Here is a 25,680-nt window from a genome sequence, read left to right on the forward strand (position 1 = left end):
GGAGGGTTATTCAATGGGTAAAGCGGTAGTGTATTTAATCTGTTCCATCGCGAAACTGGATGTCACATCGGAGAGGCCCGGCACGCTGTTCACCAGGCGCTTATAGAAATCATCGTAGCGTTTCATGTCGGCTACCTGTACCCGCATCAGGTAGTCGTACTCCCCGGCCATGCGCCAGAAGCCAAGCACTTCGGGCATCTCGCTGACCACCGTCACGAAACGGCAGTACCATTCACTGCTGTGGTGCTGGGTTTTGATCAGCACGAAGGCGGTTAATCCCAGCCCCAGTTTTTCCGGGTCCAGCAACGCGACTTTGCCCAGCAAAATGCCGTCGTCTTCCAACCGTTTGAGGCGCTTCCAGCAGGGTGTGGTGGTCAGATTAACGGCATCCGCCAGCGCCTGCAAAGAGAGGGTGCAGTCTTGCTGCAACAGCGCCAGTAGCTTGCGGTCAATTTTATCTAACATATCGACATCTCAGAGAACAATTTTCTCCATTCATTCTATTTTAAAGGTCAAATAGCAACAATTTTTTCCGTGCTTTTCGCTACGCTTGGCACAAAATGACAAATGGATATTAATGATGAATAGTGCATGGGTTAAAAACGCCATCAATGAAATCAACGCGGATTACCATCGCTCCGCCGATACTCACCTTATTCGCTTACCGCTGCCTGCCTTTCCGGGTATCGAGCTGTATCTTAAAGATGAAAGCACGCACCCGACCGGCAGCCTGAAACACCGGCTGGCGCGCTCGCTGTTTCTCTACGGGCTGTGCAACGGCTGGATCAAAGAAGGCACTACTATTATAGAATCCTCTTCGGGATCGACCGCGGTTTCTGAAGCCTATTTCGCTCGCCTGCTGGGGTTGCCGTTTATCGCCGTCATGCCATCCTGTACGGCAAAGCGTAAGATTGAGCAGATTGAATTTTACGGCGGCCGCTGTCATTTCGTCGAAAGCGCGTGTGAAATTTACGCCGCCTCGGAGCAACTGGCGCGCGAGCTGAACGGTCATTACATGGATCAGTTCACCTACGCTGAACGCGCCACCGACTGGCGCGGCAACAATAACATCGCCGACAGTATTTTCCGCCAGATGCAGTGCGAGCCGAACCCGGTTCCCGCGCACATCGTTATGAGTGCGGGCACAGGCGGCACCTCCGCCACTATTGGACGCTATATTCGCTGTCAGGGCTATGCGACCCGTCTGATGGTGGTTGACCCGGAAAACTCGGTATTCCTCCCCTACTGGCAAAACCGTGACGCCACGCTTCGCAGCCCGACGGGCAGTAAAATCGAAGGCATAGGCCGTCCGCGCGTGGAGCCTTCTTTTATTCCGGACGTGGTGGACGAAATGCTGCGCGTGCCCGATGCCGCCAGCGTGGCAACCGCGCACTGGCTGGAAACCCAGCTCGGTCGTAAGGTTGGGGCTTCCACGGGAACCAATATGTGGGGAATGCTGCACCTTGCCGCCAGAATGCGCGACGCGGGTGAAACCGGTTCACTGGTGACGCTGTTATGCGACAGCGGGGAGCGGTATCTGGACACCTACTACCACCCCGAGTGGGTAAAGGCGAACATAGGCGATTTGACGCCGTGGCAGGATGCGCTTGCTCAGTTGCTACGCCTTAAATAAAAAAACGGGCAACGTGATGCTGCCCGTTGCCGGAAAGGATCTCTCATTCGGGGGAATAAGGTAGATGCGGATTGTCCAGCCAATGTGTCAAAAAGTGTGATACCGCCTGATTACGGCAGTGGCCAATAACCGGCAGATGCGGCAGCTCGGCAATCAACTGCGGCATCGCATTGCCCATAATCAGGCCATGACCAACGCTACCGAGCATTTCACGGTCGTTCATCGCGTCGCCGAACGCCATGCATTCCGCCATCGTCAGTCCAAGGTGTTGACTCAACACTGTCAATGCGGAACCTTTATTACAGTTCACCGGCAATACTTCCAGGCAATCAACGGCAGAGAAGCACAGATGCGCCCGTGGGCCTAACGTTTCATGCAACTGCGTTTTCAGTCGCGACAGATCGTCATGATCGCCGCAGAAGCAAACCTTGGTGACTTGATCCGCCGGGAGACGTTTGATATCGACGATCTGGTAGCGAAAACCGCTGTAGACGTGGGCCTGCAGGATCGCCGGAATGTCCTCGCCGGTAAACCAGCCATTGTCGTTAAAAACATGCATACTTGCCCGGGTGTCCCACTTCTGCTGCAGGACGATTTGCGCGACCGCCGGATCCAGATCCTGTCGATGCAGCACCTCTCCTTCCAGCGAATGAATGCGCGTACCGTTGCCGGTAATTAAAAACGCCTCCAGCGAAACGGCGCCGAGAATATGGCGCATTTCCAGCACGTGACGCCCGGTCGCAAAAGCCAGCGTGATGTCACGTTCACGCAGGCGGGATAACGTGGAAATCGTTTCCTCACCCAGCAGGTGGTTTGGCATCAGCAAGGTGCCATCCATATCAAATGCAGCCAGACGAGCCATCTCTTTCTCCACTCTGTGACGGGGTTAACTTGTGGATGAGTATCACCTGATATATACGGAAGTAATAGTGAATAGATAAACTGAATTGTTCCGGGTTTTTATGCGACTTCTTAATCGTCTTAATCAATACCAGAGGCTGTGGCAACCTTCTGGCGGCGAACCGCAAAGCGTGACCGTGGGCGAACTGGCGGAGCGCTGCTTTTGCAGCGAGCGTCACATCCGCACCCTGCTACGTCAGGCGCAGGCGGCGGGGTGGCTTGTCTGGACGTCGCAGTCCGGGCGGGGTAAGCGCGGATTGCTGCGTTTTTTGGTGACGCCGGAATCGCTGCGCACCACGATGATGGAGCAGGCGCTGGAAAAAGGGCAACAGCTTAGCGTACTGGAGCTGGCGCAACTGGCGCCCGGCGATTTGCGCGCCATGCTCCAGCCTTTTATGGGGGGTCAGTGGCAGAATGCGACGCCAACGTTGCGAATTCCCTATTATCGCCCGCTGGATCCGTTGCACCCTGGCTTCCTGCCTGGCCGCGCCGAACAGCATCTGGCAAGCCAGATTTTCTCGGGTCTGACCCGCTTCGACAGCGAGACGCAGCAACCCTGCGGCGATCTAGCGCACCACTGGGAGATTTCCCGCGACGGCTTACGCTGGGATTTTTATATCCGATCCACGCTGTACTGGCACAACGGCGACCCGGTGGCAACCACGCAGTTACACCAACGGCTGTTGATGCTGCTGGCGCTTCCGGCGCTGCACAGGCTGTTTATCAGCGTCAAGTCAATAGATGTGACCCATCCGCAATGCCTGACGTTCACCCTTCACCGCCCGGACTTCTGGCTGGCGCACCGTCTGGCAAGCTACTGTAGCCATCTGGCGCATCCGGAACAGCCACTCGTCGGCACCGGGCCGTTTCGCCTGACGCTTTTTACTCCGGAACTGGTGCGTCTGGAAAGCCACGACCATTACCATCTTACACATCCCTTGCTTAAAACCATTGAATACTGGATCACACCACAATTGTTCGCGCAGGATCTGGGCACCAGTTGCCGTCACCCGGTGCAGATCACCATTGGAAAACCAGAGGAACTCGCCACGGTAAGCCCGGTCAGTACCGGAATCAGCCTGGGCTTTTGCTACTTAACGTTGAAAAAGAGCGCAAGATTATCCTTGTACCAGGCGCGTTGGCTGGTCGAACTCATCCATCGTTCTTCGCTGCTTGAGACGCTCGATGTCGGCGAGAATTTAATCACGCCCAGCCGCGCGCTGCTGCCAGGCTGGTCTATTCCACGCTGGCAAGGGCTTGAGGAGGTGGCGCTGCCAAAAACCTTGACCCTGGTCTACCATCTGCCAGTGGAACTGCACACCATGGCCGAACGCTTGCGCCTGACTCTGGCGGATCTGGGCTGCGAACTGACGTTAATTTTCCACAATGCGAAAACCTGGGAGGGCTGTCATCTGCTTGCCGAAGCGGACCTGATGATGGGGGACAGGCTGATTGGCGAAGCGCCAGAATATACCCTCGAACAATGGCTGCGCTGCGACGCGCTCTGGCCACATGTGCTCGACGCGCCTGGGTTTTCGCACCTACAGGCGACGCTGGATGCGCTGCAAATTCGTCCCGAAGAAGCGCATCGGCACGCCGCGCTCCGGCAGGTTTTCACCACTCTGATGAATGAGGCGACGCTGACGCCGCTGTTTAACTATCATTACCGCATCAGCGCTCCCCCAGGCGTGAACGGCGTACGCCTGAATCCGCGCGGCTGGTTTGCCTTTACGGAAGCCTGGCTGCCGCCGCCGGGGCCGTGAAGTCGCTGGTCGGCGCGCATTTCAGGCGTTAACATAATGGTTTTGTAGATTTACGGGAAATACCATGAAACGTGCCGTCGTTGTGTTCAGTGGAGGACAAGACTCCACCACCTGTCTGGCGCAGGCGCTGCATCAGTATGATGAAGTGCATTGCGTGACCTTTGACTATGGTCAGCGCCATCGCGCTGAGATCGATGTGGCCCGTGAACTGGCCCTGAAACTGGGCGCCCGTGCGCACAAAGTGCTGGATGTGACGTTGCTCAGCGAACTCGCCGTCAGCAGCCTGACGCGCGACAATATCCCGGTACCGGATTACGAACCGGAAGCAAACGGCATCCCCAATACTTTTGTTCCCGGACGCAATATTCTGTTTTTGACGCTAACGGCCATTTACGCCTATCAGGTGAAGGCAGAAGCGGTGATCACCGGCGTGTGTGAAACCGATTTTTCCGGCTACCCGGACTGCCGCGACGAATTTGTGAAAGCACTCAATCACGCGGTTAATCTTGGCATGGCGAAGGACATTCGATTTGAAACGCCGTTAATGTGGATTGATAAAGCTGAAACCTGGGCGCTGGCAGACTACTGGGGCAAGCTGGATCTTGTGCGTCATGAAACACTGACCTGTTATAACGGCATTAAAGGCGACGGTTGCGGCCAGTGCGCGGCCTGTCATCTTCGCGCCAACGGTCTGCACCATTATCTGGCTAATAAGCCTGCGGTAATGGCGGCGATGAAACACAAAACCGGTTTACAATAACGCCTGTAGCATGGCCGGATGACGAAACGACGTGTCGTGTCCGGCCTACGCCGTCTGATGCGCAGGCCGGATACGCGAAGCGCCATCAGGTACGCTTCGCGGTTTTCTACTGGACCATTTGCTCCAGCTTATCCCGCAATTCCCCTTCCAGCGGTAACGCTTTCTGTGTTTTCAGATCGATGCAAACGAAGGTGATCAGCGCATCGGCCACCACTTGCCCTTCTGGTTCAAGCGTGATGACCTGGCTCAGAATACCGCTTTTACCGTTTAACTGTTGGACCTGACTGGTGACGGTCAACAGATCGCTCAGCACCGCCGGACGGCGATAATTAATATTGATATTTACCACCACGAAGGCGATGTTGTGCGCCGTCATCCACTGAAAGCTGTCGCTGTTTTCCAGCCCGTCCCAGCGGGCTTCTTCAAGGAATTCCAGATAGCGGGCGTTATTCACATGTTGGTAAACATCGAGATGATAACCACGGACTTTGATTTGTGTTTGCATAGCGCTGAAACCTTAATTTATCGTTATAGGTATGACAGAAGTAAAGAGGTCATAACTGGTATGACCTCCGTAATCCTGGCAAATTTTAGCCACTACGCAAGTGCTTAAAGCGTTAACGCTGACAGATTACGTTCAACTAACGCGCTACCCATGCCCGGCACCTGCTTGAGATCGTCTACCGTTTTAAAAGGACCGTACTCTTCGCGATAGCTGACGATCGCCTGTGCTTTCTTCAGCCCGACGCCGTTCATCGCGCGCGCCAGCTCCTCTGCCGTTGCGGTGTTAATGCTGACCCGGGTACCGTCTTCGTCGCTGGCTTTCACTGGCGCCGCCGCTTTGTTTTGCGCAGCGGTATGGGCTTCCGCTTTGTTTTCCGCCACCGCGCCCTTTGTTGCTGGCGCGGCGGCCAGCGCGCTGTGCGTCATGCCCGCGCAGGCTAAAGAAAGGGTAATGAGTAGCGCTTTGAATCCGTGTTTCATACTGTTTCTCCTTGTTTGTTAACAGTGAAAGCACAATAGCGGGACGGCAGAAAGCGAACAAATGGCAAAGTTCAGAAATGGAAAAGGCCGCGAAAGCGGCCTTTTGGTGTTACAACTGTTGAGCTATTTTTTGCGAGACGTCTCGATGATTAAGGCTGTTGCTCCATCGCATCACCGATTTTGATCTTCGCTTCTTTACGCAGATTGCTCATCAGCGCTTCAAACACAATCTGCGCATTGTTCTGGGTGATACCCTGAACCATCGCCTTTTTCTGATCTTCCGGCATGGAGCCGGCTTTCACTTCATCCAGCGCCAGGATCACGACGTTACCCTGCATGTCGTCAGCAATGCCATAGCTTGGTTTATCTTTGGCTGGCAGGCTCAGGCCAAACGCCGCCTGGCTAATCGGATCCTGTCCAGTACGGCTCAGGGTTTTCGAATCGCCAAAGCGCAGGCCCGCCGCTTTCATCGCTTCTGCGCCTTTTCCTGCTTTCAGATCAACCAGCAGTTTTTCCGCGCTCAGTTTGGCCTGCTGCGTGGCTTTTTCATGTTTCACTATTTCAGTGACCTGATCTTTTACCTCAGCCAGAGGCTTCACCGCTTCCGCTTTATGCTCGCTAATGCGCAGTACAAACGCACGATCGCCATCAACGGTGATGATATCGGAGTTTCTGCCCGGCGTACCGTTTTCACCTACCAGCGAGCCGTCAAAGATCGCGTCTGACACCGGTTTAAAATTGAGTTCTTCAGGCAGACTGTCGCGGCTAAACCAGCCCGTTTCCACCGCTTTCACACCGGCGACTTGCTCAGCGCCCACCAGCGATTCGGTGTCATTGTTCGCCGCGTCGCTAACTTTCTGCTGCAAGGCGAAAAAGGCGTCGATCGCTTTTTCCTGTTTCACTTTCGCGGCAATGTCGTCACGTGCTTCGCTCAACGGTTTGACCTTCGCCGGCTGGACGTCGTCAAGACGCGCCACCAGGAAACCGACGGAAGATTTGATTACGCCGGAAAGCTGGCCTTTTTCTTTCAGACCGGCATTTTTCAGTTCGTCAGGGGTGGTTGATTCTTCCAGCCAACCCATGTCGCCGCCGTTACGGGCAGAGATGATATCAGCCGATTTTTCTTTCGCCAGCGCTGCAAAATCACCGCCTTTATTCAGCGCGTCCAGCACCGCTTTGGCTTCATCTTCCGTTTTGGTCTGGATGATGCTGTAACGGGTGCGCTGCGGCTGAGTGAATTCATCCTGATGCTGATCGTAATAAGACTGAATGTCTTCATCGCTCACCGGTTTTTGCATCGCCGCAGCGTCGAGCTTGATATAGCTGACACGGAACTGTTCCGGGGTCATGAAGCTGTTTTTGTGCTGCTCGTAATAGCTGCTGACATCCTGTTCGGTCACCTGCTGCTTCGCCGCCAGCGCATTGACGTCGATAGTGGCTTCACGCACCACGCGCTGCTGAGCCACCAGCGCCGCCAGTTCGTCTGTTTCGCCTTTGAGCATAAAGTCGGTACCCGCAACGCCGTTGATCAGCTGCTGGGTGGTCAATTGATTACGCAGCGCCTGGGCATACTGGTCCGCAGTCATGCCCATCTGATTAATAATCGCGTTGTAGCGATTGTTATCAAATTTACCGTCAACCTGGAAAGCGGGCGTAGTGAAAATCGCTTGTTTAACCTGTTCGTCGCTGATGCCAAGTTTGAGTTCGCGCGCGTACTGGTCGAGCAGCGCTTCGTCGATCAGGCGATTCAGCGTCTGCTGGCGCAGGGTTTTCATATAGCCTTCATTGGCGGCCAGTTCTGAATACCGATCGCCAAGCTGCTGCTGCATGCGATTACGTTCGCTGTTGAACGCATTCTCAAACTGCCCACGGCTGATTTCCTGGCCATTCACTTTAGCGGCGTAGTTGTTGCCTCCGCCAATCAGGTAACCACTCACGCCGGTCAGAATGAACGACACGATAATGATTCCGAAAATAATCTTGAGCACGAGACTGTTAGCAGCCGTGCGTAAGCTGTCCATCATGGTGTAACCACACTCCGCTGTAGGTGACTATACACTGCACGCAGCATAGTGTTTCCTGAACGCTGCGCATAAAGGCCTATTGTGACAAGAAACAGGGGCGATTGTCAGCCCACAACGTATAGAAAATCGGTTCAATAATAAAAAAGGCACATCAGATGATGCGCCCTTGTACTGGATCCTGTTCCCCTGAAGGGAATACGCTTAGTTTACAGCGTCTTTCAGTGCTTTACCTGCACGGAAGCCAGGAACTTTCGCCGCAGCAATGGTGATCTCTTTACCGGTTTGCGGGTTGCGACCAGTACGGGCAGCACGCTCTTTAACGGCAAAAGTACCAAAACCTACCAGCGCAACGTCATCCCCTTCTTTCAGAGATTCGGTAACAGATGCAATAATTGCATCTAACGCACGTCCAGCCGCAGCCTTAGAGATATCAGCCCCTGCAGCAATTTTGTCGATCAGTTGAGATTTATTCACTCTTCTCTTCCTCATTATAATTTATATCGCACCTGAGTCCTTCAAAGTGCGACCGCGCAGCAGTTATATCAGGCCTGCCATGCCCTTACAACACCCGTTAATGATGGCAAGCCTAATCCGTCATCTAAATTAGCTATACAAAAAAAGGCTGGCAAGCCCGAAATGGCCTGCCAGCCCTGTTTTTATTAGTGCTCTTTGCGCGAGGTCACTATTTTGCGGTTACAACCTGCATGCCAGACGGCTCATTTTGCAGCGCGAGGGTCAAAACTTCTTCGATACGTTTCACCGGATGAATGTCCAGATCCGCAATCACGTTATCCGGAATCTCTTCCAGGTCACGTTTGTTCTCGTCAGGAATTAAGACCGTTTTAATGCCGCCACGGTGTGCCGCCAGCAGTTTTTCTTTCAACCCGCCGATAGGCAACACCTGGCCGCGCAGGGTGATCTCACCGGTCATCGCGACATCGGCGCGTACCGGGTTACCGGTCAGACAGGAGACCAGCGCAGTACACATTGCGATACCGGCGCTCGGGCCGTCTTTCGGCGTCGCGCCTTCCGGTACGTGAACGTGGATATCGCGTTTTTCGTAAAAGTCCGGATTAATACCCAGTTTTTCCGCGCGCGCGCGTACCACCGTCAACGCTGCCTGAATGGACTCCTGCATCACCTCGCCCAGCGAACCGGTATAAGTGAGCTTACCTTTACCTGGCACGCAGGCGGTTTCAATGGTCAGCAGATCGCCGCCCACTTCCGTCCACGCCAGACCCGTGACCTGGCCCACACGGTTTTCGTTGTCCGCACGGCCATAGTCAAAGCGCTGAACGCCCAGGTAATCGTGCAGGTTATCGCCGTTGATCACGATATGCTTCAGGGACTTGTCCAGCAGCAGTTGCTTCACGGCTTTCCGGCACAGTTTAGAGATTTCACGCTCCAGGCTACGTACGCCCGCTTCACGGGTGTAGTAACGAATAATGCCGATAATGGCGCTATCGTCGACCGTCAGCTCACCTTTTTTCAGCGCGTTACGCTCGATCTGCTTCGGCAGCAAATGCTGCTTCGCAATATTCAGTTTCTCGTCTTCGGTGTAGCCAGACAGACGGATCACTTCCATACGATCCAGCAGCGGCGCCGGAATGTTCATCGAGTTAGACGTCGCGACAAACATGACGTCGCTGAGGTCGTAGTCCACTTCCAGGTAGTGATCGCTGAACGCCACGTTCTGCTCGGGATCCAGCACTTCAAGCAGGGCGGACGCCGGATCGCCACGCATGTCCGAAGACATCTTGTCGATCTCGTCAAGCAGGAACAGCGGGTTTTTAACGCCCACTTTGGCCATTTTCTGGATCAGTTTACCCGGCATAGAACCGATGTAAGTCCGGCGGTGACCGCGAATTTCCGCTTCATCGCGCACGCCGCCGAGCGCCATACGGATGTATTTACGCCCGGTCGCTTTCGCGATGGACTGGCCCAGAGAGGTTTTACCCACCCCCGGCGGCCCAACCAGACACAGGATCGGTCCTTTAATTTTGTTCACACGGCTCTGCACCGCGAGATACTCAAGGATACGGTCTTTCACGCGCTCAAGGCCGTAATGATCGGTATCAAGAATTTCCTGCGCCTGACGCAGGTCTTTTTTGACTTTGCTCCGCGCATTCCACGGAACCTGCACCATCCAGTCGATATAGCCGCGCACAACGGTCGCTTCTGCCGACATCGGAGACATCATTTTCAGCTTCTGCAGCTCCGCTTCCGCTTTCTCTTTCGCCTCTTTCGGCATTTTCGCCGCGTCGATCTTGCGCTTCAGCGCTTCGTTTTCGTCCGGGGCATCATCCATTTCGCCAAGTTCTTTCTGAATGGCTTTCATTTGCTCATTCAGATAGTACTCACGCTGAGATTTCTCCATCTGCTTCTTAACGCGGTTGCGGATACGCTTCTCAACCTGCAGCAGATCGATTTCGGACTCCATCATCGCCATCAGATATTCCAGACGCTCGTTCACGTCGGACATTTCCAGCACGGACTGTTTGTCCGCCAGCTTCAACGGCATATGCGCCGCGATGGTATCCGCCAGACGCGCCGGGTCGTCGATGCTATTGAGCGACGTCAGCACTTCCGGTGGGATTTTCTTGTTCAGCTTGATATAGCCTTCGAACTGGCTGATTGCCGTGCGCACCAGCACTTCCTGTTCACGCTCGTCGATGGCGGGTGAATCAAGGTATTCCGCTTTCGCAGAGAAGTGTTCGCCGTTATCAGACAGCGCAGAAATACGTGCACGCTGTAACCCCTCGACCAGCACTTTTACCGTGCCGTCAGGCAGTTTCAGCATTTGCAGAATAGAGGCCACGGTCCCGACGGTGAAAAGATCGTTTACACCCGGCTCATCCGTTGATGCTTCTTTCTGGGCGACCAGCATGATTTTTTTATCATGGTCCATAGCCGCTTCCAGACAACGGATAGATTTTTCCCGCCCTACAAACAAGGGTATGACCATGTGCGGATAAACCACCACATCGCGCAACGGCAATACGGGGATTTCAATGCGTTCAGAACGCTCAGGATTCATAGAGCTCTCTCTTAGTTTAGTGTCCGCCAGGTAATCAGGTGACACGCTGTGCTTCATCTCACCTTTAACATGTATGTCAGTATATGGGGATGTTTCCCAGACATTCAACGGCAGGATTCAGGAAAAATAAAAGGGGAGATAAAATCCCCCCTTTTTGATTAACCAGTTGTATCTTTTGGCTAATTATTCGCCAGATGCCTGCTGCGCTTCCGGCTTGCCGTAGATCAGTAACGGCTTGCTTTGACCGCCGATGACCGACTCGTCAATCACCACTTTCTCGACGTCTTCCATAGAAGGCAGATCGTACATGGTGTCGAGCAGCGCGGCTTCAACGATGGAACGCAGACCACGGGCGCCTGTTTTACGCGCCATCGCTTTCCTGGCGATAGCATCCAGCGCTTCGTCACGGAATTCCAGATCCACGCCTTCCAGGTTAAACAGCGCCTGATACTGTTTGGTCAGGGCATTTTTCGGCTCTTTGAGGATCTGAATCAGCGCTTCTTCGCTCAGTTCGCTCAGCGTTGCCACGACCGGCAGACGACCGATGAACTCCGGGATCAACCCGAACTTAATCAAATCTTCCGGTTCGACCTGAGAAAGCAGCTCACCTTCGCTGGCTTTGTCGGATTTGCCTTTCACCGTCGCGCCAAAACCAATGCCAGAGCCGGTTTCAACACGGTTCGCGATCACTTTATCCAGACCCGCGAACGCGCCGCCGCAGATAAACAGGATTTTCGAGGTATCAACCTGCAGAAACTCCTGCTGAGGATGTTTGCGTCCGCCCTGCGGCGGAACCGCGGCGACGGTCCCTTCGATCAGCTTCAGCAGCGCCTGCTGCACGCCTTCGCCGGAAACGTCACGGGTGATGGACGGGTTGTCAGATTTACGGGAAATCTTGTCGATTTCATCGATATAGACGATACCCCGTTGAGCTTTCTGCACGTCGTAATCACATTTCTGCAGCAGCTTCTGAATAATGTTCTCAACGTCTTCACCCACATAACCGGCTTCGGTCAGGGTGGTGGCATCCGCCATGGTGAACGGAACATCCAGCAGGCGCGCCAGCGTTTCGGCCAGCAGCGTTTTACCGGAACCGGTGGGACCGATCAGCAGAATGTTACTTTTACCCAACTCGACGCCGTTACTGGTGTCGCCGTTGCGCAGACGTTTGTAGTGGTTGTAGACCGCAACCGCCAGCACTTTTTTCGCCTGTTCCTGGCCGATAACATAATCGTCAAGATGGTTGCGAATTTCATGCGGCGTCGGCAATGCGCTGCGTTCGCGGTGCGGCGCCACTTCTTTAATTTCTTCGCGAATGATGTCGTTACATAAATCGACGCATTCGTCGCAGATATACACCGATGGACCGGCTATAAGCTTACGCACTTCATGCTGGCTTTTGCCGCAAAAAGAGCAGTACAACAGTTTGCCCGAGCCATCTTTGCGTTTATCTGTCATGAGTTAAAACCTCTTTCTTTGTTCTTTGTGCCGCACACGACGACGCAAAATGCCATTCTCAGGCGCAAGTCGCTTAGTCGCGTTGTGCCGCCTTTCATTAGTATATACACAAAATCATTCACGCTACATGAGGCAAACGCCCGTAGAATGATGAGTGTCGCGGCACGCTTGCGCCCGGGGCATCAATTACGATGGGTCAAAATCGAGTCGACTAAGCCGTACTCTACCGCTTCGGAAGCAGAGAGGAAGCGGTCACGCTCTGTATCGCGTTCAATCTGCTCAAGAGATTGACCCGTATGGTGCGCCATAAGTTCATTCATGCGCCCTTTCACTTTTAAAATTTCACGAGCATGAATTTCGATGTCCGTCGCCTGGCCCTGATAGCCGCCCAGCGGCTGGTGGATCATGACGCGAGAATTCGGCAGACAGAAGCGTTTACCTTTCGCCCCTGCGGTCAGCAGGAACGCGCCCATAGATGCCGCCTGCCCCATACAAATGGTGCTAACGTCCGGCTTGATAAACTGCATAGTGTCGTAAATAGACATCCCTGCGGTAATCACGCCGCCTGGGGAGTTAATATACAGGTAGATATCTTTTTCCGGGTTTTCCGCTTCCAGGAACAGCATCTGCGCCACAATCAGGTTAGCCATATGGTCTTCGACCTGGCCGGTCAGAAAAATGACGCGTTCCTTAAGTAGACGAGAATAGATATCAAATGAGCGCTCACCGCGTGAGGTCTGTTCAATGACCATCGGCACCAGCGCCATATGGGGTGCAAAGTTATCTCGTTCGCCGCTGTATGACATTTCCGTCTCCTGGATAAAATTTGAAAAAACCTGCTGTACCGATTGTAACCTTATGGACGGATTATCAGCTAGTCCCTCTGTTATGGGTACGGCATCGCTATAATTCAAGCATAACAATCTTTTGCTTTAACGCTAACACCGAAAAACGCTTTTTCGCCCTCTCGCTGCAAAAGGTCCGGCAAAAAAAAGACCCGCCACCAGAGGGTGACGGGTCCTTGTGCGAATGTCACGCGATAGCGCGAAATTACGCCTGCTGGTTCATCAGCTCGTTGAACGTTGTGGCTTTTTCAGTCACTTTCGCTTTCGCCAGAACGGCTTCAACAGCCTGCTCTTCCAGCGCAACGTTACGCATGTTGTCCATCAGCTCTTTGTTTTTGCTGTAGAACTCGATCACTTCTTTCGGATCTTCGTACGCAGAAGCCATCTCTTCGATCAGGCCTTTTACGCGCTCTTCGTCAGCTTTCAGCTCGTTAGTGCGAATCACTTCGCCCAGCAGCAGGCCAACAACGACGCGGCGTTTAGCCTGTTCTTCGAACAGTTCGCGCGGCAGTTCCAGCGCTTGTTTCTCGTTGCCGCCGAAACGCTGAGCAGCCTGGCGACGCAGTACGTCGATTTCGCTGTCGATCAGAGCGGAAGGAACGTCAATGTCGTTCGCTTTCACCAGACCTTCGATGGCCTGAGATTTAACACGGTTACGTACAGCGCCTTTCAGTTCGCGCTCCATGTTCTTGCGCACTTCGGTACGCAGACCAGCCACGGAACCATCTTCAACGCCGAAACGCTTGATGAATTCTTCAGTCAGTTCCGGCAGCTCGCGCTCTTCCACTTTCTTCAGGTTGATCGCGAACTTCGCGGCTTTACCTTTCAGGTTTTCAGCGTGGTATTCTTCCGGGAAGGTGACGTCAATGGTGAATTCTTCACCGGCTTTGTGACCTTTGATACCGTCTTCAAAGCCCGGGATCATACGTCCCTGGCCCATTGCCAGGACGAAGTCAGACGCTTTTCCGCCTTCGAATTCTTCGCCGTCTACAGAACCGGTGAAGTCGATGGTCACGCGATCTTCTGCATCAGCAGCGCCGTCTTTGTCTTTCCAGGTCGCCTGCTGCTTGCGCAGGGTGTCCAGCATGACATCAACGTCAGCGTCGGTCACTTCAACCACCGGTTTTTCAACTTCGATAGCATCCAGACCCGTCAGTTCAACTTCCGGATAGACTTCAAATTCTACAGAATAGGTGAAGTCTTCACCCAGCTTGTATTCGCCCGGAACGTAGTTCGGCGCGCCAGCCGGATTGATTTTTTCTTTGATGATCGCATCAACGAAGTTGCGGCTCATCAGGTCGCCCAGAACATCCTGGCGAACAGACGCGCCATAACGCTGAGCAACAACATTCATAGGTACTTTGCCTTTACGGAAGCCGTCAATACGTACTTTCTTCGCTACGTTGACCAGCTCGCTTTTCACAGCGGTCTCGATGCTGTCAGCAGCGATAGTAATCGTTACACGGCGGCCAAGGCCTTGAGTGGTTTCAACTGAAACTTGCATCTTGTTACCTCAAAAAATCACAGTGCTCGGTCAACTCTACTCCGCAAGCACAGATTATTGGCTTCGCGGAACCGGGATGTTCTCATAATCAATCACATTCCCTGTCGTCAGAATCATCCCGAAGACATTCAAATAGACGCGGCATTATAGCGGCATCACTTTTATGAGTCGAGAACGGTGATTGCGCGTTGCTGCGGCTTTTTTCACAATTCCCGGCTAATTTTGGTCTGAAAACCGTCAAACCAGAACAAAATTCAGACAAAATAAAACGGCCCGCAGGCCGTTTTCACACAATCATTAGCAACATACTGGAAAAGCGCCAGCGGTTGCAAATAGGTTTTCAGGCGATGCTTCCTGCTCCACGGCATGGCGGTGACGCAAAAATCGTATCCTGCAAGCCTTCCCATTCCTTAATGGTGTAGGTGTGCAGCGCCAGCGCGTGGACCGTCGTGGACAGTTCAGCCGTTAATGTGCCGTAGATCATCCGATGACGATTTAAAAACCGTTCGCCTGCGAAGCGATCGCTAACCAGAACCACTTTAAAGTGGCTTTCGGAACCTGCCGGGACATTGTGACGATAACTCTCATCCACAACTTCGAGGAACACGGGTTGGAACGCTGCCCTTAATTTTTCTTCTATTTGCTCACGTATCATCATGAAAGATCTCCTCAAACCACGCTGAGATGTCACCCATCCCTTTAAATATTAGCCGCTTTTACCGGTTCCATTACACCATTACAACAAATATTTAGCCTTCGTCTGATTTTCAGCGTCAAACTCGTGAAGTTTACTGATTTATACATTCCGGAGATTGCAAAAAGCCGAAGTTTGTTCTCCATGCAGTCATAAAACGGACAACGCGATGAATTTACATGCGTTACCCACTTCCCCTCGCCGTTAGCGGTGTTATGATGGCGGGAATTTTTCACTTTCTCTGCTGAAGATTTACTGAGAGTCCGAACATGTTAAAAAAAATCCTCTTTCCGTTAGTCGCTATCTTTATGCTGGCAGGCTGCGCGACGCCGCCGACCACCATCGACGTGTCCCCGAAAATGACCCTGCCTCAGCAGGATCCAAGCCTGATGGGTGTGACCGTCAGTATTAACGGCGCCGACCAGCGTACGGATCAGGCGCTGGCGAAAGTCACCCGCGACAACCAGCTCGTCACCCTGACCGCCTCCCGCGATCTGCGCTTCCTGTTACAAGAAGTGCTGGAAAAACAGATGACCGCGCGCGGATATATGGTGGGTCCGAACGGTGCGGTTAACCTGCAAATCATTGTTAATCAGCTGTATGCCGACGTCTCCCAGGGCAACGTCCGCTATAACATCGCCACCAAAGCCGATATCGCCATCATCGCCACCGCGGCAAACGGCAACAAGATGACGAAAAACTATCGTGCCAACTACTCCGTTGAAGGCGCTTTCACGGCGACCAACAAAAATATCGCTAACGCGGTCAACAGCGTGCTGACCGACACCATCGCGGATATGTCTCAGGACACCAGCGTCCACGACTTCATCAAGCAAAACGCACGTTAATATCTGTATCCTGACCCGGCCTCACGCCGGGTCAGTTTTCTGAGCCCATGTCCAGTCACTACTTACGTATTTTTCAGCAACCAAAATCAGCGATTTTGCTGATGCTAGGGTTCGCCTCCGGCTTACCGCTCGCGCTGACGTCCGGCACGCTTCAGGCGTGGATGACTGTCGAGAATATCGATCTTAAAACCATCGGTTTTTTCTCGCTTGTCGGTCAGGCTTACGTCTTTAAATTTCTCTGGTCGCCGGTCATGGACCGCTACACGCCGCCTTTTTTGGGTCGCCGTCGCGGTTGGCTGCTGACCACCCAGATCCTGCTTTTGATCTCCATCGCGGCGATGGGGTTCCTTGAGCCTGGCAGCCAGTTGCGCTGGATGGCGGCCCTCGCGGTCGTCATCGCCTTCTGTTCCGCCTCGCAGGACATTGTTTTCGACGCGTGGAAAACAGACGTCTTAGCCGCGGAAGAACGCGGCGCGGGTGCGGCGATCAGCGTGTTGGGGTATCGGTTGGGGATGTTAGTTTCGGGCGGACTTGCGCTGTGGATGGCCGACCGCTGGCTTGGCTGGCAGGGTATGTACTGGCTGATGGCGGCGCTGCTTATTCCCTGCATTATCTCAACGCTGCTGGCGCCGGAGCCAACCGACGCCATTCCGGTGCCCAAAACCCTTGAACAGGCCGTCGTCGCCCCACTGCGCGACTTTTTTGGCCGTAACAACGCCTGGCTGATTTTGCTGCTCATCATCCTTTATAAACTCGGCGACGCGTTTGCCATGAGCCTGACGACGACCTTTTTGATTCGCGGCGTCGGATTTGACGCCGGTGAAGTGGGCGTGGTGAACAAAACGCTGGGGTTACTGGCGACCATCGTCGGCGCGCTGTACGGCGGCATATTAATGCAGCGACTGACCCTGTTCCGCGCGTTGCTGATCTTCGGCATCCTGCAAGGGGTTTCTAACGCGGGATACTGGCTGCTGTCGGTCACTGATAAGCACATGTTCAGCATGGCAACGGCAGTATTCTTCGAAAACCTGTGCGGGGGGATGGGGACATCCGCGTTTGTCGCCTTGTTGATGACGCTGTGTAATAAGTCCTTTTCCGCCACCCAATTTGCGCTTCTTTCCGCGCTTTCTGCTGTGGGTCGCGTGTATGTCGGCCCGGTTGCAGGTTGGTTTGTTGAAGCGCACGGCTGGTCGACTTTTTATCTCTTCTCCGTTGTCGCTGCGCTACCCGGTCTGCTTCTGCTGCTGATATGCAAACAAACGCTGGAGTACACGCGAGAGAGCGAAAGCTTCCTGCCGCGTACGGAATTCCGTTCTGCTTACCGTCTGGCGCTGAAAATACTGATGGCGGGCTGCGCGATGTTGGGCGTCTGGCTGTTACTGCTGACGATGAATGCGCTGAACTTGTCCAACTTCACCTTCCTCGCTGGGCTACTGGAAGTGGCGGTGATCGTGGCAATCATTGGCGTTGTCGTGGGCGGCGTGCTGGATTATCTGGCGCTGCGCAAAACCCGTCTGGTGTAAGTGGCAGACATTATTTAGCCGTTGTAATCACCCTGCGCGATTATAACGGTTAAATAATCAACACTTGAGAAAAATATTATTTGTTGTTTTGTGCGCAATAGAAACTGGAAATTATTGACGCCTTTAATGTATTTTATTTTCCTTACTCGATTCAGCTTGAGCGCATTTATTTTTTGTATTTTGTTTGTCTCTTTTTTGATAATTAATTGTTAATCAATTGTTTTATTTTTGCATTGGTTATACCAATTGCCCTCCCGCCCCTTCCTCTTAGTCCCCTTTCGTTATAAAGCGATGTTGCAACAGGTTCTTAATGCTATACTGACATATCTTGCAACATATGTGACACGTGCGGCAGAACCCGGTAACACAGATCCAATGATGTTTACAGTAATGTAACCTTCCCGTAAAATGCCCACACACTTTAAACGCCACCAGGTCCCGTGGAATTGAGGTCGTTAAATGAGACTCAGGAAATACAATAAAAGTTTGGGATGGTTGTCATTAATTGCAGGCACTGCATTACTCAGTGGCTGTAATTCTGCGCTGTTAGATCCCAAAGGACAGATTGGACTGGAGCAACGTTCACTGATACTGACGGCCTTTGGCCTGATGTTGATTGTCGTTATCCCTGCAATCTTGATGGCAATTGGTTTCGCCTGGAAGTATCGTGCGAGCAATAAAGATGCGAAGTACAGCCCGAACTGGTCACATTCCAATAAAGTGGAAGCTGTGGTCTGGACGGTGCCGATTCTGATCATCATTTTCCTTGCGGTACTTACCTGGAAAACCACTCACTCTCTTGAGCCAAGCAAACCGCTGGTGCATGACGAGAAGCCTATTACCATCGAAGTGGTTTCCATGGACTGGAAATGGTTCTTCATCTACCCGGAACAGGGCATTGCTACCGTGAATGAAATCGCCTTCCCGGCGAACACTCCGGTTTACTTCAAAGTGACCTCCAACTCCGTGATGAACTCCTTCTTTATTCCGCGTCTGGGTAGCCAGATTTATGCCATGGCCGGTATGCAGACTCGTCTGCACCTGATCGCCAACGAAGCCGGTACCTATGACGGTATCTCCGCCAGCTATAGCGGTCCAGGCTTCTCCGGTATGAAGTTTAAAGCTATCGCCACACCAGACCGCGCCGCATTCGACCAATGGGTTGCTAAAGCGAAACAATCTCCGAACACCATGAGCGACATGGCTGCGTTCGAGAAAGTGGCTGCGCCAAGCGAATACAACCAGGTGGAATATTTCTCCAACGTGAAACCGGATTTGTTTAAAGACGTCATTAACAAATTTATGGCTCACGGCAAGAGCATGGACATGACCCAACCGGAAGGTGAGCACAGCTCGCACGAAGGGATGGAAGGCATGGACATGAGCCACGCGGAAGCCGCTCACTAAGGGGCCGAGGAAGAAAACGATGTTCGGAAAATTATCACTGGATGCAGTCCCGTACCATGAACCCATTATCATGGTCACGATTGCTGGCATTATCATCGGTGGTCTGGCCTTACTGGGCTTAATCACTTACTTCGGTAAGTGGACCTACCTGTGGAAAGAGTGGCTAACGTCAGTTGACCACAAACGTCTTGGCATCATGTATGTCATCGTCGCTATCGTAATGTTACTGCGTGGCTTTGCCGACGCCATCATGATGCGTAGCCAACAGGCGCTGGCCTCGGCGGGCGAAGCGGGTTTCCTGCCGCCGCACCACTACGACCAGATCTTTACGGCTCACGGCGTGATCATGATCTTCTTCGTGGCCATGCCATTCGTTATCGGTCTGATGAACCTGGTGGTTCCCCTGCAGATCGGCGCGCGTGACGTTGCGTTCCCGTTCCTCAACAACCTGAGCTTCTGGTTCACCGTTGTTGGCGTGATCCTGGTTAACCTTTCTCTGGGGGTTGGTGAATTCGCACAGACCGGTTGGCTGGCCTATCCGCCGCTTTCGGGAATAGAGTACAGTCCAAGCGTCGGGGTCGATTACTGGATATGGGCGCTGCAGCTCTCCGGTATTGGGACAACGTTAACCGGTATCAACTTCTTCGTGACCATTCTGAAGATGCGTGCGCCGGGCATGACGATGTTCAAGATGCCGGTATTTACCTGGGCTTCACTGTGCGCCAACGTGCTGATTATCGCCTCGTTCCCTATTCTGACAGTGACCATCGCGCTGCTGACCCTGGATCGCTATCTGGGCACCCATTTCTTCACCAATGATATGGGCGGCAACATGATGATGTACATCAACCTGATTTGGGCCTGGGGCCATCCGGAAGTGTACATTTTGATCCTGCCGGTGTTTGGGGTGTTCTCCGAGATCGCCGCGACATTCTCCCGTAAGCGTCTGTTTGGTTACACCTCGCTGGTGTGGGCGACAGTGTGTATTACCGTTCTGTCGTTCATCGTTTGGCTGCACCACTTCTTTACTATGGGTGCAGGCGCGAACGTCAACGCCTTCTTCGGTATTACCACCATGATTATCGCCATCCCGACCGGGGTGAAGATCTTCAACTGGCTGTTCACCATGTATCAGGGCCGTATCGTCTTCCATTCAGCGATGCTGTGGACGATTGGCTTTATCGTGACCTTCTCGGTCGGCGGTATGACCGGTGTTCTGCTGGCGGTACCGGGCGCGGACTTCGTTCTGCATAACAGTCTGTTCCTGATTGCGCACTTCCATAACGTCATCATCGGCGGCGTGGTCTTCGGGTGCTTCGCCGGTATGACCTACTGGTGGCCGAAAGCGTTTGGCTTCAAGCTGAACGAAACCTGGGGTAAACGCGCGTTCTGGTTCTGGATCATCGGTTTCTTCGTGGCGTTTATGCCGCTGTACGTGCTGGGCTTCATGGGGATGACCCGTCGTCTCAGCCAGCAGATCGATCCGCAGTTCCACCCGATGCTGATGGTTGCGGCTGTCGGTGCGGCGCTGATTGCGATTGGTATTCTGTGCCTCGTTATTCAGATTTACGTTTCTATCCGCGACCGCGAGCAGAACCGTGACCTGACCGGGGACCCGTGGGGTGGCCGTACGCTGGAGTGGGCAACCTCTTCTCCGCCTCCGTTCTATAACTTTGCCGTTGTGCCGCACGTTCACGAGCGTGACGCCTTCTGGGAAATGAAAGAAAAAGGCGAAGCGTACAAACAGCCTGCGCAGTATGAAGAAATTCATATGCCGAAAAACAGCGGCGCGGGCATTGTGATTGCCGCCTTCGCAACCCTCTTCGGTTTCGCCATGATCTGGCATATCTGGTGGCTGGCAATCGCAAGCTTCGCAGGCATGATCATCAGCTGGATTGTGAAGAGCTTTGACGAGGACGTGGATTACTACGTACCAGTCCGTGAAGTCGAAAAACTGGAAAACCAGCATTTCGATGAGATTTCTAAGGCAGGGCTGAAAAATGGCAACTGATACTTTAACGCACGCGACTGCCCACGCGCACGATCACGGGCACCACGACGCAGGTCAGAACAAAATCTTCGGATTCTGGATCTACCTGATGAGCGACTGCATTCTGTTCTCGATTCTGTTCGCAACCTATGCCGTTCTGGTGAACGGCACCGCGGGTGGCCCGACGGGTAAGGACATTTTCGAACTGCCGTTCGTTCTGGTTGAAACTTTCCTGCTGTTATTCAGCTCCATCACCTACGGCATGGCGGCGATCGCCATGCACAAGAACAACAAGAGCCAGGTGGTTTCCTGGCTGGCGTTGACCTTCTTGTTTGGCGCCGGGTTCATCGGGATGGAAATCTATGAATTCCATCACCTGATTGTTAACGGTATGGGTCCGGATCGCAGCGGTTTCCTGTCGGCGTTCTTTGCGCTGGTCGGTACCCACGGCCTGCACGTAACCTCTGGACTGATCTGGATGGCGGTACTGATGGTGCAAATCGCCCGTCGCGGCCTGACCAGTACTAACCGTACCCGCATTATGTGCCTGAGCCTGTTCTGGCACTTCCTCGATGTGGTGTGGATCTGCGTGTTCACTGTTGTTTATCTGATGGGGGCGATGTAATGAGTCATTCTAACGATCACGGCGGCGCGTCCCATGGCAGCGTAAAGACCTACATGACAGGCTTTATCCTGTCGATCATCCTGACGGTGATCCCGTTCTGGATGGTGATGACGGGGGCGGCTTCTCCAGGCGTTATTCTGGGGACAATCCTGGCAATGGCAGTGGTGCAGATTTTAGTGCATCTGGTGTGCTTCCTGCACATGAACACGAAGTCTGATGAAGGCTGGAACATGACGGCTTTTGTCTTTACCGTGCTGATCATCGCCATCCTGGTTGTCGGTTCCATCTGGATCATGTGGAACCTCAACTACAACATGATGATGCACTAAGAGCGGCGGTTATGATGTTTAAGCAATACCTGCAAGTAACGAAACCAGGCATCATCTTTGGCAACCTGATCTCGGTGATCGGGGGGTTCCTGCTGGCCTCCAAGGGCAGCATTGATTATCCCCTGTTTATCTACACGTTGGTTGGGGTGTCACTGGTTGTGGCGTCGGGTTGTGTATTTAACAACTACATCGACAGGGATATCGACAGGAAGATGGAAAGGACCAAAAACCGGGTGCTGGTTAAGGGCCTGATTTCTCCTGCTGTCTCGCTGGTGTACGCCACCCTGCTGGGTATTGCTGGCTTCATGCTGCTGTGGTTTGGCGCGAATCCTCTGGCCTGCTGGCTGGGCGTGATGGGCTTTGTGGTCTATGTAGGCGTCTACAGCCTGTATATGAAGCGCCATTCTGTTTACGGTACGCTGATTGGTTCTCTCTCCGGCGCTGCGCCGCCGGTGATTGGCTACTGCGCCGTGACCGGCGACTTCGACAGCGGCGCGCTGATTCTGCTGGCGATTTTTAGCCTGTGGCAGATGCCGCACTCGTATGCCATCGCCATTTTCCGCTTTAAGGATTATCAGGCGGCAAACATCCCGGTTCTGCCGGTGGTGAAAGGTATTTCGGTGGCGAAAAACCACATTACGCTGTACATCATCGCCTTTGCGATCGCCACGCTGATGCTCTCGCTGGGCGGTTACGCCGGGTATAAATACCTGGTGGTCGCGGCGGCGGTGAGCGTCTGGTGGTTAGGAATGGCGCTGCGCGGCTATAAAGTGGAAGACGATCGCGTCTGGGCGCGCAAGCTGTTCGGCTTTTCGATCATCGCCATTACCGCGCTTAGCGTAATGATGTCCGTCGACTTTATGGTGCCGGATTCGCACAGCCTGCTGACTTACGTCTGGTAAGACAGCCTTGCGCAAACTCACGTTGAAAAGGGTGCTTGGGCACCCTTTTTTTTCGGCGTATTCTCCCAGGGGAAATACGGTTTCCAGTTCACACACGATAAATCGACGAGAAAGCCTTTCTCGTAACGATCGTGAGCGTTATGAATATCTTCCCCGGGACGCCAAATAATGCCAGATCGAGTTCTGACGGTGCTTCTTGCCAGTTTTCATCGAGATAACGATATCTCGTCTCTGAACATCGCAAGCACTTCATTGGTGAGTATTATTGAATATCCCCACCTGCATCATCCAAATCCTTCCTCTCTTTTGGTTCATAAGGATATCCGGGCGGAATAATAGCTATGCAATTATATTAAATAAACCAGTTACACAAGTAACAAACCCTTTTATGTCTCTTCACAATTCTACATATCGTAGTGGTTTACCCTGTTACCTCGCCGCTTTACACTAGGCGCGACATTAAGACAGAGGTGGGAATGAACGATTATAAAATGACGCCGGGCGAGTTGCGCGCCACCTGGGGTTTAGGGACCGTTTTTTCATTGCGCATGCTTGGCATGTTTATGGTCCTGCCGGTTCTGACCACATACGGCATGGCTTTACAGGGCGCCAGTGAAGCGTTGATTGGTATCGCGATTGGTATTTACGGCCTCGCGCAGGCGATATTTCAAATTCCGTTTGGACTGCTTTCCGACCGTGTTGGCCGTAAACCACTCATTGTCGGCGGGTTGGCCATCTTTGTTTTAGGCAGCATTATCGCCGCCCTCTCCCACTCCATCTGGGGGATTATTTTAGGGCGGGCGCTTCAGGGCTCCGGAGCGATCGCCGCCGCCGTGATGGCGTTACTGTCCGATCTCACCCGCGAACAAAACCGCACCAAGGCGATGGCGTTTATCGGCGTCAGCTTTGGCATCACCTTCGCTATCGCCATGGTGCTTGGCCCGATAATTACCCACGCGCTGGGGCTGAACGCCCTGTTCTGGATGATCGCTGTTCTCGCCACTACCGGTATTGCGTTGACAATCTGGGTCGTGCCAAACAGCACTACCCATGTGCTAAACCGCGAGTCCGGCATGGTGAAAGGCAGCTTCCGGAAAGTGCTGGCTGAACCTAAGCTGTTGAAACTTAACTTCGGTATTATGTGTCTGCACATTCTGCTGATGTCGACTTTTGTCGCCTTACCCGGTCAACTCGCAGACGCCGGGTTACCTGCCGCCGGGCACTGGAAAGTCTATCTGGTCACGATGCTGATCTCTTTTGCCTCCGTGGTGCCCTTTATTATTTACGCCGAAGTGAAGCGCAAAATGAAGCGGGTATTCCTGCTCTGCGTGGCGTTGATTGTGATTGCGGAGATCGTGCTGTGGGGCGCGGGAAATCATTTCTGGGAGCTGATTATTGGCGTCCAGATTTTCTTCCTTGCCTTTAATCTGATGGAAGCCCTTCTGCCTTCGCTCATCAGTAAAGAGTCACCAGCGGGCTATAAAGGCACAGCGATGGGTGTCTATTCCACCAGCCAGTTCCTCGGCGTGGCGATTGGCGGCTCGCTGGGCGGTTGGGTCGACGGCATGTTCGATGGACAAACCGTTTTCCTCGTCGGCGCGCTGTTAGCCGTTGTCTGGCTGGCGGTCGCCAGCACAATGAAAGAACCGCCTTATGTCAGCAGCCTGCGGGTAGAAATCCCGTCCGATATCGCCGCCGATGACACATTAAAGCAGCGTCTGTTGGCAACAGATGGCGTGAGCGAGGTGCTGATCGCGGAAAATGAGCATTCTGCGTATGTTAAGATCGACAGTAAAGTGACGAACCGTTTTGAGGTTGAGCAGGCTATCAGGCTAGCGTGATGGTTGCCGGATGGGGGTTATCGCCGATCCCATCCGGCATAAACGCTTAATCGCGGAAGTTTTTGAACTGGAACGGCTGACCTAAATCCCCGCCACGCACCAGCGCCATAACGGACTGAAGATCGTCGCGGGATTTACCGGTTACGCGAATTTCATCACCCTGAATCTGCGCCTGCACCTTCAGCTTGCTGTCTTTGATCAGCTTAACGATTTTTTTCTGCACCGCGCTTTCAATACCCTGCTTCAGCTTCGCTTCCACAAACCAGGTTTTGCCGCTGTGCACAAACTCTTCCGGCACATCCAGCGAAGCCCCTTCAATGCCGCGTTTCAGCAGTTTGGCACGCAAAATGTCCAGCAACTGGTTCACCTGGAAGTCGGACTCACTCAGCACTTTGATGGTTTTATTCGCGTCGTTCAGCTCAATACTGGCCTCTACGCCGCGAAAATCGAAACGCGACTCGACTTCACGAACCGCGTTATCTACGCCGTTACGCGCTTCCTGCAGATCAACCTCGGAAACAATATCGAAAGATGGCATCTTTTCTTCTCCCTTCATTTTCGTTGCGTTGCATAATACCTGCAACGAGGCTTAACGAGAAGCTTAGCTGATGGC

24 protein-coding genes are annotated in these 25,680 nt (G+C 53.3%); 11 read left to right on the top strand and 13 right to left on the bottom strand.

Annotated elements, in window-relative coordinates; all coding sequences use genetic code 11:
- Positions 1-6 precede the first annotated feature (6 nt).
- The gene (gene decR / locus JY391_RS16430) at positions 7-465 is read right to left on the bottom strand and encodes a DNA-binding transcriptional regulator DecR (RefSeq protein WP_042285884.1); all 459 of its coding nucleotides are present in this window, start codon (positions 463-465) and stop codon (positions 7-9) included.
- 112 nt (positions 466-577) lie between these two features.
- Between decR and JY391_RS16435 the strand changes: the two genes are divergently transcribed.
- A complete protein-coding gene (locus JY391_RS16435) occupies positions 578-1,633 on the top strand; it encodes a PLP-dependent cysteine synthase family protein (protein ID WP_229264064.1) in 1,056 nt (351 codons plus the stop codon).
- Between the two features lie 43 nt (positions 1,634-1,676).
- Here the strand turns inward: JY391_RS16435 and cof are convergent, their stop codons facing one another.
- Entirely contained in the window at positions 1,677-2,495 is an 819-nt protein-coding gene (cof, locus tag JY391_RS16440) for an HMP-PP phosphatase (protein WP_042285890.1), read from the bottom strand.
- A gap of 100 nt (positions 2,496-2,595) precedes the next feature.
- On the opposite strand from cof, the gene JY391_RS16445 reads away from it, so the two are divergent.
- Together JY391_RS16445 and queC are read left to right on the top strand one after the other, a co-directional pair.
- Entirely contained in the window at positions 2,596-4,296 is a 1,701-nt protein-coding gene (locus tag JY391_RS16445) for an SgrR family transcriptional regulator (protein ID WP_211934663.1), read from the top strand.
- 64 nt (positions 4,297-4,360) lie between these two features.
- Positions 4,361-5,056, top strand: coding sequence for a 7-cyano-7-deazaguanine synthase QueC (gene queC / locus JY391_RS16450; RefSeq protein ID WP_042285896.1), 696 nt, complete (start codon positions 4,361-4,363; stop codon positions 5,054-5,056).
- A gap of 106 nt (positions 5,057-5,162) precedes the next feature.
- Here the strand turns inward: queC and fadM are convergent, their stop codons facing one another.
- From fadM to bolA, 9 genes are all read right to left on the bottom strand, one after another.
- Positions 5,163-5,561: a long-chain acyl-CoA thioesterase FadM gene (fadM, locus tag JY391_RS16455; RefSeq protein WP_042285898.1), complete on the bottom strand. Its 399-nt coding sequence runs from the start codon at positions 5,559-5,561 to the stop codon at positions 5,163-5,165.
- 104 nt (positions 5,562-5,665) lie between these two features.
- A complete protein-coding gene (locus tag JY391_RS16460) occupies positions 5,666-6,040 on the bottom strand; it encodes a helix-hairpin-helix domain-containing protein (protein ID WP_042285900.1) in 375 nt (124 codons plus the stop codon).
- 149 nt (positions 6,041-6,189) lie between these two features.
- Positions 6,190-8,064 (bottom strand): peptidylprolyl isomerase, encoded by a 1,875-nt coding sequence (ppiD, locus tag JY391_RS16465; protein WP_211934664.1) that lies wholly within the window; start codon positions 8,062-8,064, stop codon positions 6,190-6,192.
- Between the two features lie 201 nt (positions 8,065-8,265).
- Positions 8,266-8,538 (bottom strand): nucleoid-associated protein HU-beta, encoded by a 273-nt coding sequence (hupB, locus tag JY391_RS16470; protein WP_003021629.1) that lies wholly within the window; start codon positions 8,536-8,538, stop codon positions 8,266-8,268.
- 208 nt (positions 8,539-8,746) lie between these two features.
- Entirely contained in the window at positions 8,747-11,101 is a 2,355-nt protein-coding gene (gene lon / locus JY391_RS16475) for an endopeptidase La (RefSeq protein ID WP_042285905.1), read from the bottom strand.
- 183 nt (positions 11,102-11,284) lie between these two features.
- Positions 11,285-12,559 (bottom strand): ATP-dependent protease ATP-binding subunit ClpX, encoded by a 1,275-nt coding sequence (gene clpX, locus JY391_RS16480; RefSeq protein WP_042285907.1) that lies wholly within the window; start codon positions 12,557-12,559, stop codon positions 11,285-11,287.
- A gap of 182 nt (positions 12,560-12,741) precedes the next feature.
- Entirely contained in the window at positions 12,742-13,365 is a 624-nt protein-coding gene (clpP, locus tag JY391_RS16485; protein ID WP_003021624.1) for an ATP-dependent Clp endopeptidase proteolytic subunit ClpP, read from the bottom strand.
- 244 nt (positions 13,366-13,609) lie between these two features.
- Positions 13,610-14,908, bottom strand: a complete 1,299-nt coding sequence (gene tig, locus JY391_RS16490; RefSeq protein WP_042285910.1) for a trigger factor — start codon at positions 14,906-14,908, stop codon at positions 13,610-13,612.
- 340 nt (positions 14,909-15,248) lie between these two features.
- The gene (gene bolA / locus JY391_RS16495) at positions 15,249-15,566 is read right to left on the bottom strand and encodes a transcriptional regulator BolA (protein WP_042285914.1); all 318 of its coding nucleotides are present in this window, start codon (positions 15,564-15,566) and stop codon (positions 15,249-15,251) included.
- Positions 15,567-15,871: 305 nt separating this feature from the next.
- Here bolA and JY391_RS16500 point away from each other — a divergent pair, with 305 nt between their 5' ends.
- The 7 genes from JY391_RS16500 to cyoE all read left to right on the top strand — a co-directional run bounded on the left by JY391_RS16500 (position 15,872) and on the right by cyoE (position 23,226).
- Positions 15,872-16,450: a lipoprotein gene (locus JY391_RS16500; RefSeq protein WP_211934665.1), complete on the top strand. Its 579-nt coding sequence runs from the start codon at positions 15,872-15,874 to the stop codon at positions 16,448-16,450.
- A 47-nt stretch (positions 16,451-16,497) separates the two neighbouring features.
- Positions 16,498-17,973, top strand: coding sequence for a muropeptide MFS transporter AmpG (gene ampG / locus JY391_RS16505; protein ID WP_211934666.1), 1,476 nt, complete (start codon positions 16,498-16,500; stop codon positions 17,971-17,973).
- A gap of 459 nt (positions 17,974-18,432) precedes the next feature.
- On the top strand, positions 18,433-19,380 hold the full coding sequence (gene cyoA, locus JY391_RS16510) for a cytochrome o ubiquinol oxidase subunit II (protein ID WP_042285924.1): 948 nt from the start codon (positions 18,433-18,435) through the stop codon (positions 19,378-19,380).
- 19 nt (positions 19,381-19,399) lie between these two features.
- Positions 19,400-21,391, top strand: coding sequence for a cytochrome o ubiquinol oxidase subunit I (gene cyoB / locus JY391_RS16515; RefSeq protein ID WP_042285926.1), 1,992 nt, complete (start codon positions 19,400-19,402; stop codon positions 21,389-21,391).
- A complete protein-coding gene (locus JY391_RS16520) occupies positions 21,381-21,995 on the top strand; it encodes a cytochrome o ubiquinol oxidase subunit III (protein ID WP_042285929.1) in 615 nt (204 codons plus the stop codon). Before cyoB ends, JY391_RS16520 begins: the two co-directional genes overlap by 11 nt.
- Positions 21,995-22,324: a cytochrome o ubiquinol oxidase subunit IV gene (locus JY391_RS16525; protein ID WP_012904838.1), complete on the top strand. Its 330-nt coding sequence runs from the start codon at positions 21,995-21,997 to the stop codon at positions 22,322-22,324. The genes JY391_RS16520 and JY391_RS16525 overlap by 1 nt, the downstream gene beginning before the upstream one ends.
- Positions 22,325-22,335: 11 nt before the next feature.
- Positions 22,336-23,226, top strand: coding sequence for a heme o synthase (cyoE, locus tag JY391_RS16530; RefSeq protein WP_082636756.1), 891 nt, complete (start codon positions 22,336-22,338; stop codon positions 23,224-23,226).
- 17 nt (positions 23,227-23,243) lie between these two features.
- On the opposite strand, the gene JY391_RS23915 is transcribed toward cyoE, so the two are convergent.
- Positions 23,244-23,429: a DUF1493 family protein gene (locus tag JY391_RS23915; RefSeq protein ID WP_374197233.1), complete on the bottom strand. Its 186-nt coding sequence runs from the start codon at positions 23,427-23,429 to the stop codon at positions 23,244-23,246.
- A 273-nt stretch (positions 23,430-23,702) separates the two neighbouring features.
- Here JY391_RS23915 and JY391_RS16535 point away from each other — a divergent pair, with 273 nt between their 5' ends.
- A complete protein-coding gene (locus JY391_RS16535) occupies positions 23,703-25,067 on the top strand; it encodes an MFS transporter (protein WP_181821870.1) in 1,365 nt (454 codons plus the stop codon).
- 46 nt (positions 25,068-25,113) lie between these two features.
- Here the strand turns inward: JY391_RS16535 and JY391_RS16540 are convergent, their stop codons facing one another.
- Positions 25,114-25,605 (bottom strand): YajQ family cyclic di-GMP-binding protein, encoded by a 492-nt coding sequence (locus JY391_RS16540; RefSeq protein ID WP_042285941.1) that lies wholly within the window; start codon positions 25,603-25,605, stop codon positions 25,114-25,116.
- Positions 25,606-25,680: the final 75 nt, after the last annotated feature.

Source organism: Citrobacter sedlakii (genome assembly GCF_018128425.1).
Taxonomy (GTDB): domain Bacteria; phylum Pseudomonadota; class Gammaproteobacteria; order Enterobacterales; family Enterobacteriaceae; genus Citrobacter_A; species Citrobacter_A sedlakii.

What these genes read in the sequence shown, in the direction of transcription:
- decR (WP_042285884.1), bottom strand. Translation starts at nt 465, where the DNA reads ATGTTAGATAAAATTGACCGCAAGCTACTGGCGCTGTTGCAGCAAGAC.
- JY391_RS16435 (WP_229264064.1), top strand. Translation starts at nt 578, where the DNA reads ATGATGAATAGTGCATGGGTTAAAAACGCCATCAATGAAATCAACGCG.
- cof (WP_042285890.1), bottom strand. Translation starts at nt 2,495, where the DNA reads ATGGCTCGTCTGGCTGCATTTGATATGGATGGCACCTTGCTGATGCCA.
- JY391_RS16445 (WP_211934663.1), top strand. Translation starts at nt 2,596, where the DNA reads ATGCGACTTCTTAATCGTCTTAATCAATACCAGAGGCTGTGGCAACCT.
- queC (WP_042285896.1), top strand. Translation starts at nt 4,361, where the DNA reads ATGAAACGTGCCGTCGTTGTGTTCAGTGGAGGACAAGACTCCACCACC.
- fadM (WP_042285898.1), bottom strand. Translation starts at nt 5,561, where the DNA reads ATGCAAACACAAATCAAAGTCCGTGGTTATCATCTCGATGTTTACCAA.
- JY391_RS16460 (WP_042285900.1), bottom strand. Translation starts at nt 6,040, where the DNA reads ATGAAACACGGATTCAAAGCGCTACTCATTACCCTTTCTTTAGCCTGC.
- ppiD (WP_211934664.1), bottom strand. Translation starts at nt 8,064, where the DNA reads ATGATGGACAGCTTACGCACGGCTGCTAACAGTCTCGTGCTCAAGATT.
- lon (WP_042285905.1), bottom strand. Translation starts at nt 11,101, where the DNA reads ATGAATCCTGAGCGTTCTGAACGCATTGAAATCCCCGTATTGCCGTTG.
- clpX (WP_042285907.1), bottom strand. Translation starts at nt 12,559, where the DNA reads ATGACAGATAAACGCAAAGATGGCTCGGGCAAACTGTTGTACTGCTCT.
- clpP (WP_003021624.1), bottom strand. Translation starts at nt 13,365, where the DNA reads ATGTCATACAGCGGCGAACGAGATAACTTTGCACCCCATATGGCGCTG.
- tig (WP_042285910.1), bottom strand. Translation starts at nt 14,908, where the DNA reads ATGCAAGTTTCAGTTGAAACCACTCAAGGCCTTGGCCGCCGTGTAACG.
- bolA (WP_042285914.1), bottom strand. Translation starts at nt 15,566, where the DNA reads ATGATGATACGTGAGCAAATAGAAGAAAAATTAAGGGCAGCGTTCCAA.
- JY391_RS16500 (WP_211934665.1), top strand. Translation starts at nt 15,872, where the DNA reads ATGTTAAAAAAAATCCTCTTTCCGTTAGTCGCTATCTTTATGCTGGCA.
- ampG (WP_211934666.1), top strand. Translation starts at nt 16,498, where the DNA reads ATGTCCAGTCACTACTTACGTATTTTTCAGCAACCAAAATCAGCGATT.
- cyoA (WP_042285924.1), top strand. Translation starts at nt 18,433, where the DNA reads ATGAGACTCAGGAAATACAATAAAAGTTTGGGATGGTTGTCATTAATT.
- cyoB (WP_042285926.1), top strand. Translation starts at nt 19,400, where the DNA reads ATGTTCGGAAAATTATCACTGGATGCAGTCCCGTACCATGAACCCATT.
- JY391_RS16520 (WP_042285929.1), top strand. Translation starts at nt 21,381, where the DNA reads ATGGCAACTGATACTTTAACGCACGCGACTGCCCACGCGCACGATCAC.
- JY391_RS16525 (WP_012904838.1), top strand. Translation starts at nt 21,995, where the DNA reads ATGAGTCATTCTAACGATCACGGCGGCGCGTCCCATGGCAGCGTAAAG.
- cyoE (WP_082636756.1), top strand. Translation starts at nt 22,336, where the DNA reads ATGATGTTTAAGCAATACCTGCAAGTAACGAAACCAGGCATCATCTTT.
- JY391_RS16535 (WP_181821870.1), top strand. Translation starts at nt 23,703, where the DNA reads ATGAACGATTATAAAATGACGCCGGGCGAGTTGCGCGCCACCTGGGGT.
- JY391_RS16540 (WP_042285941.1), bottom strand. Translation starts at nt 25,605, where the DNA reads ATGCCATCTTTCGATATTGTTTCCGAGGTTGATCTGCAGGAAGCGCGT.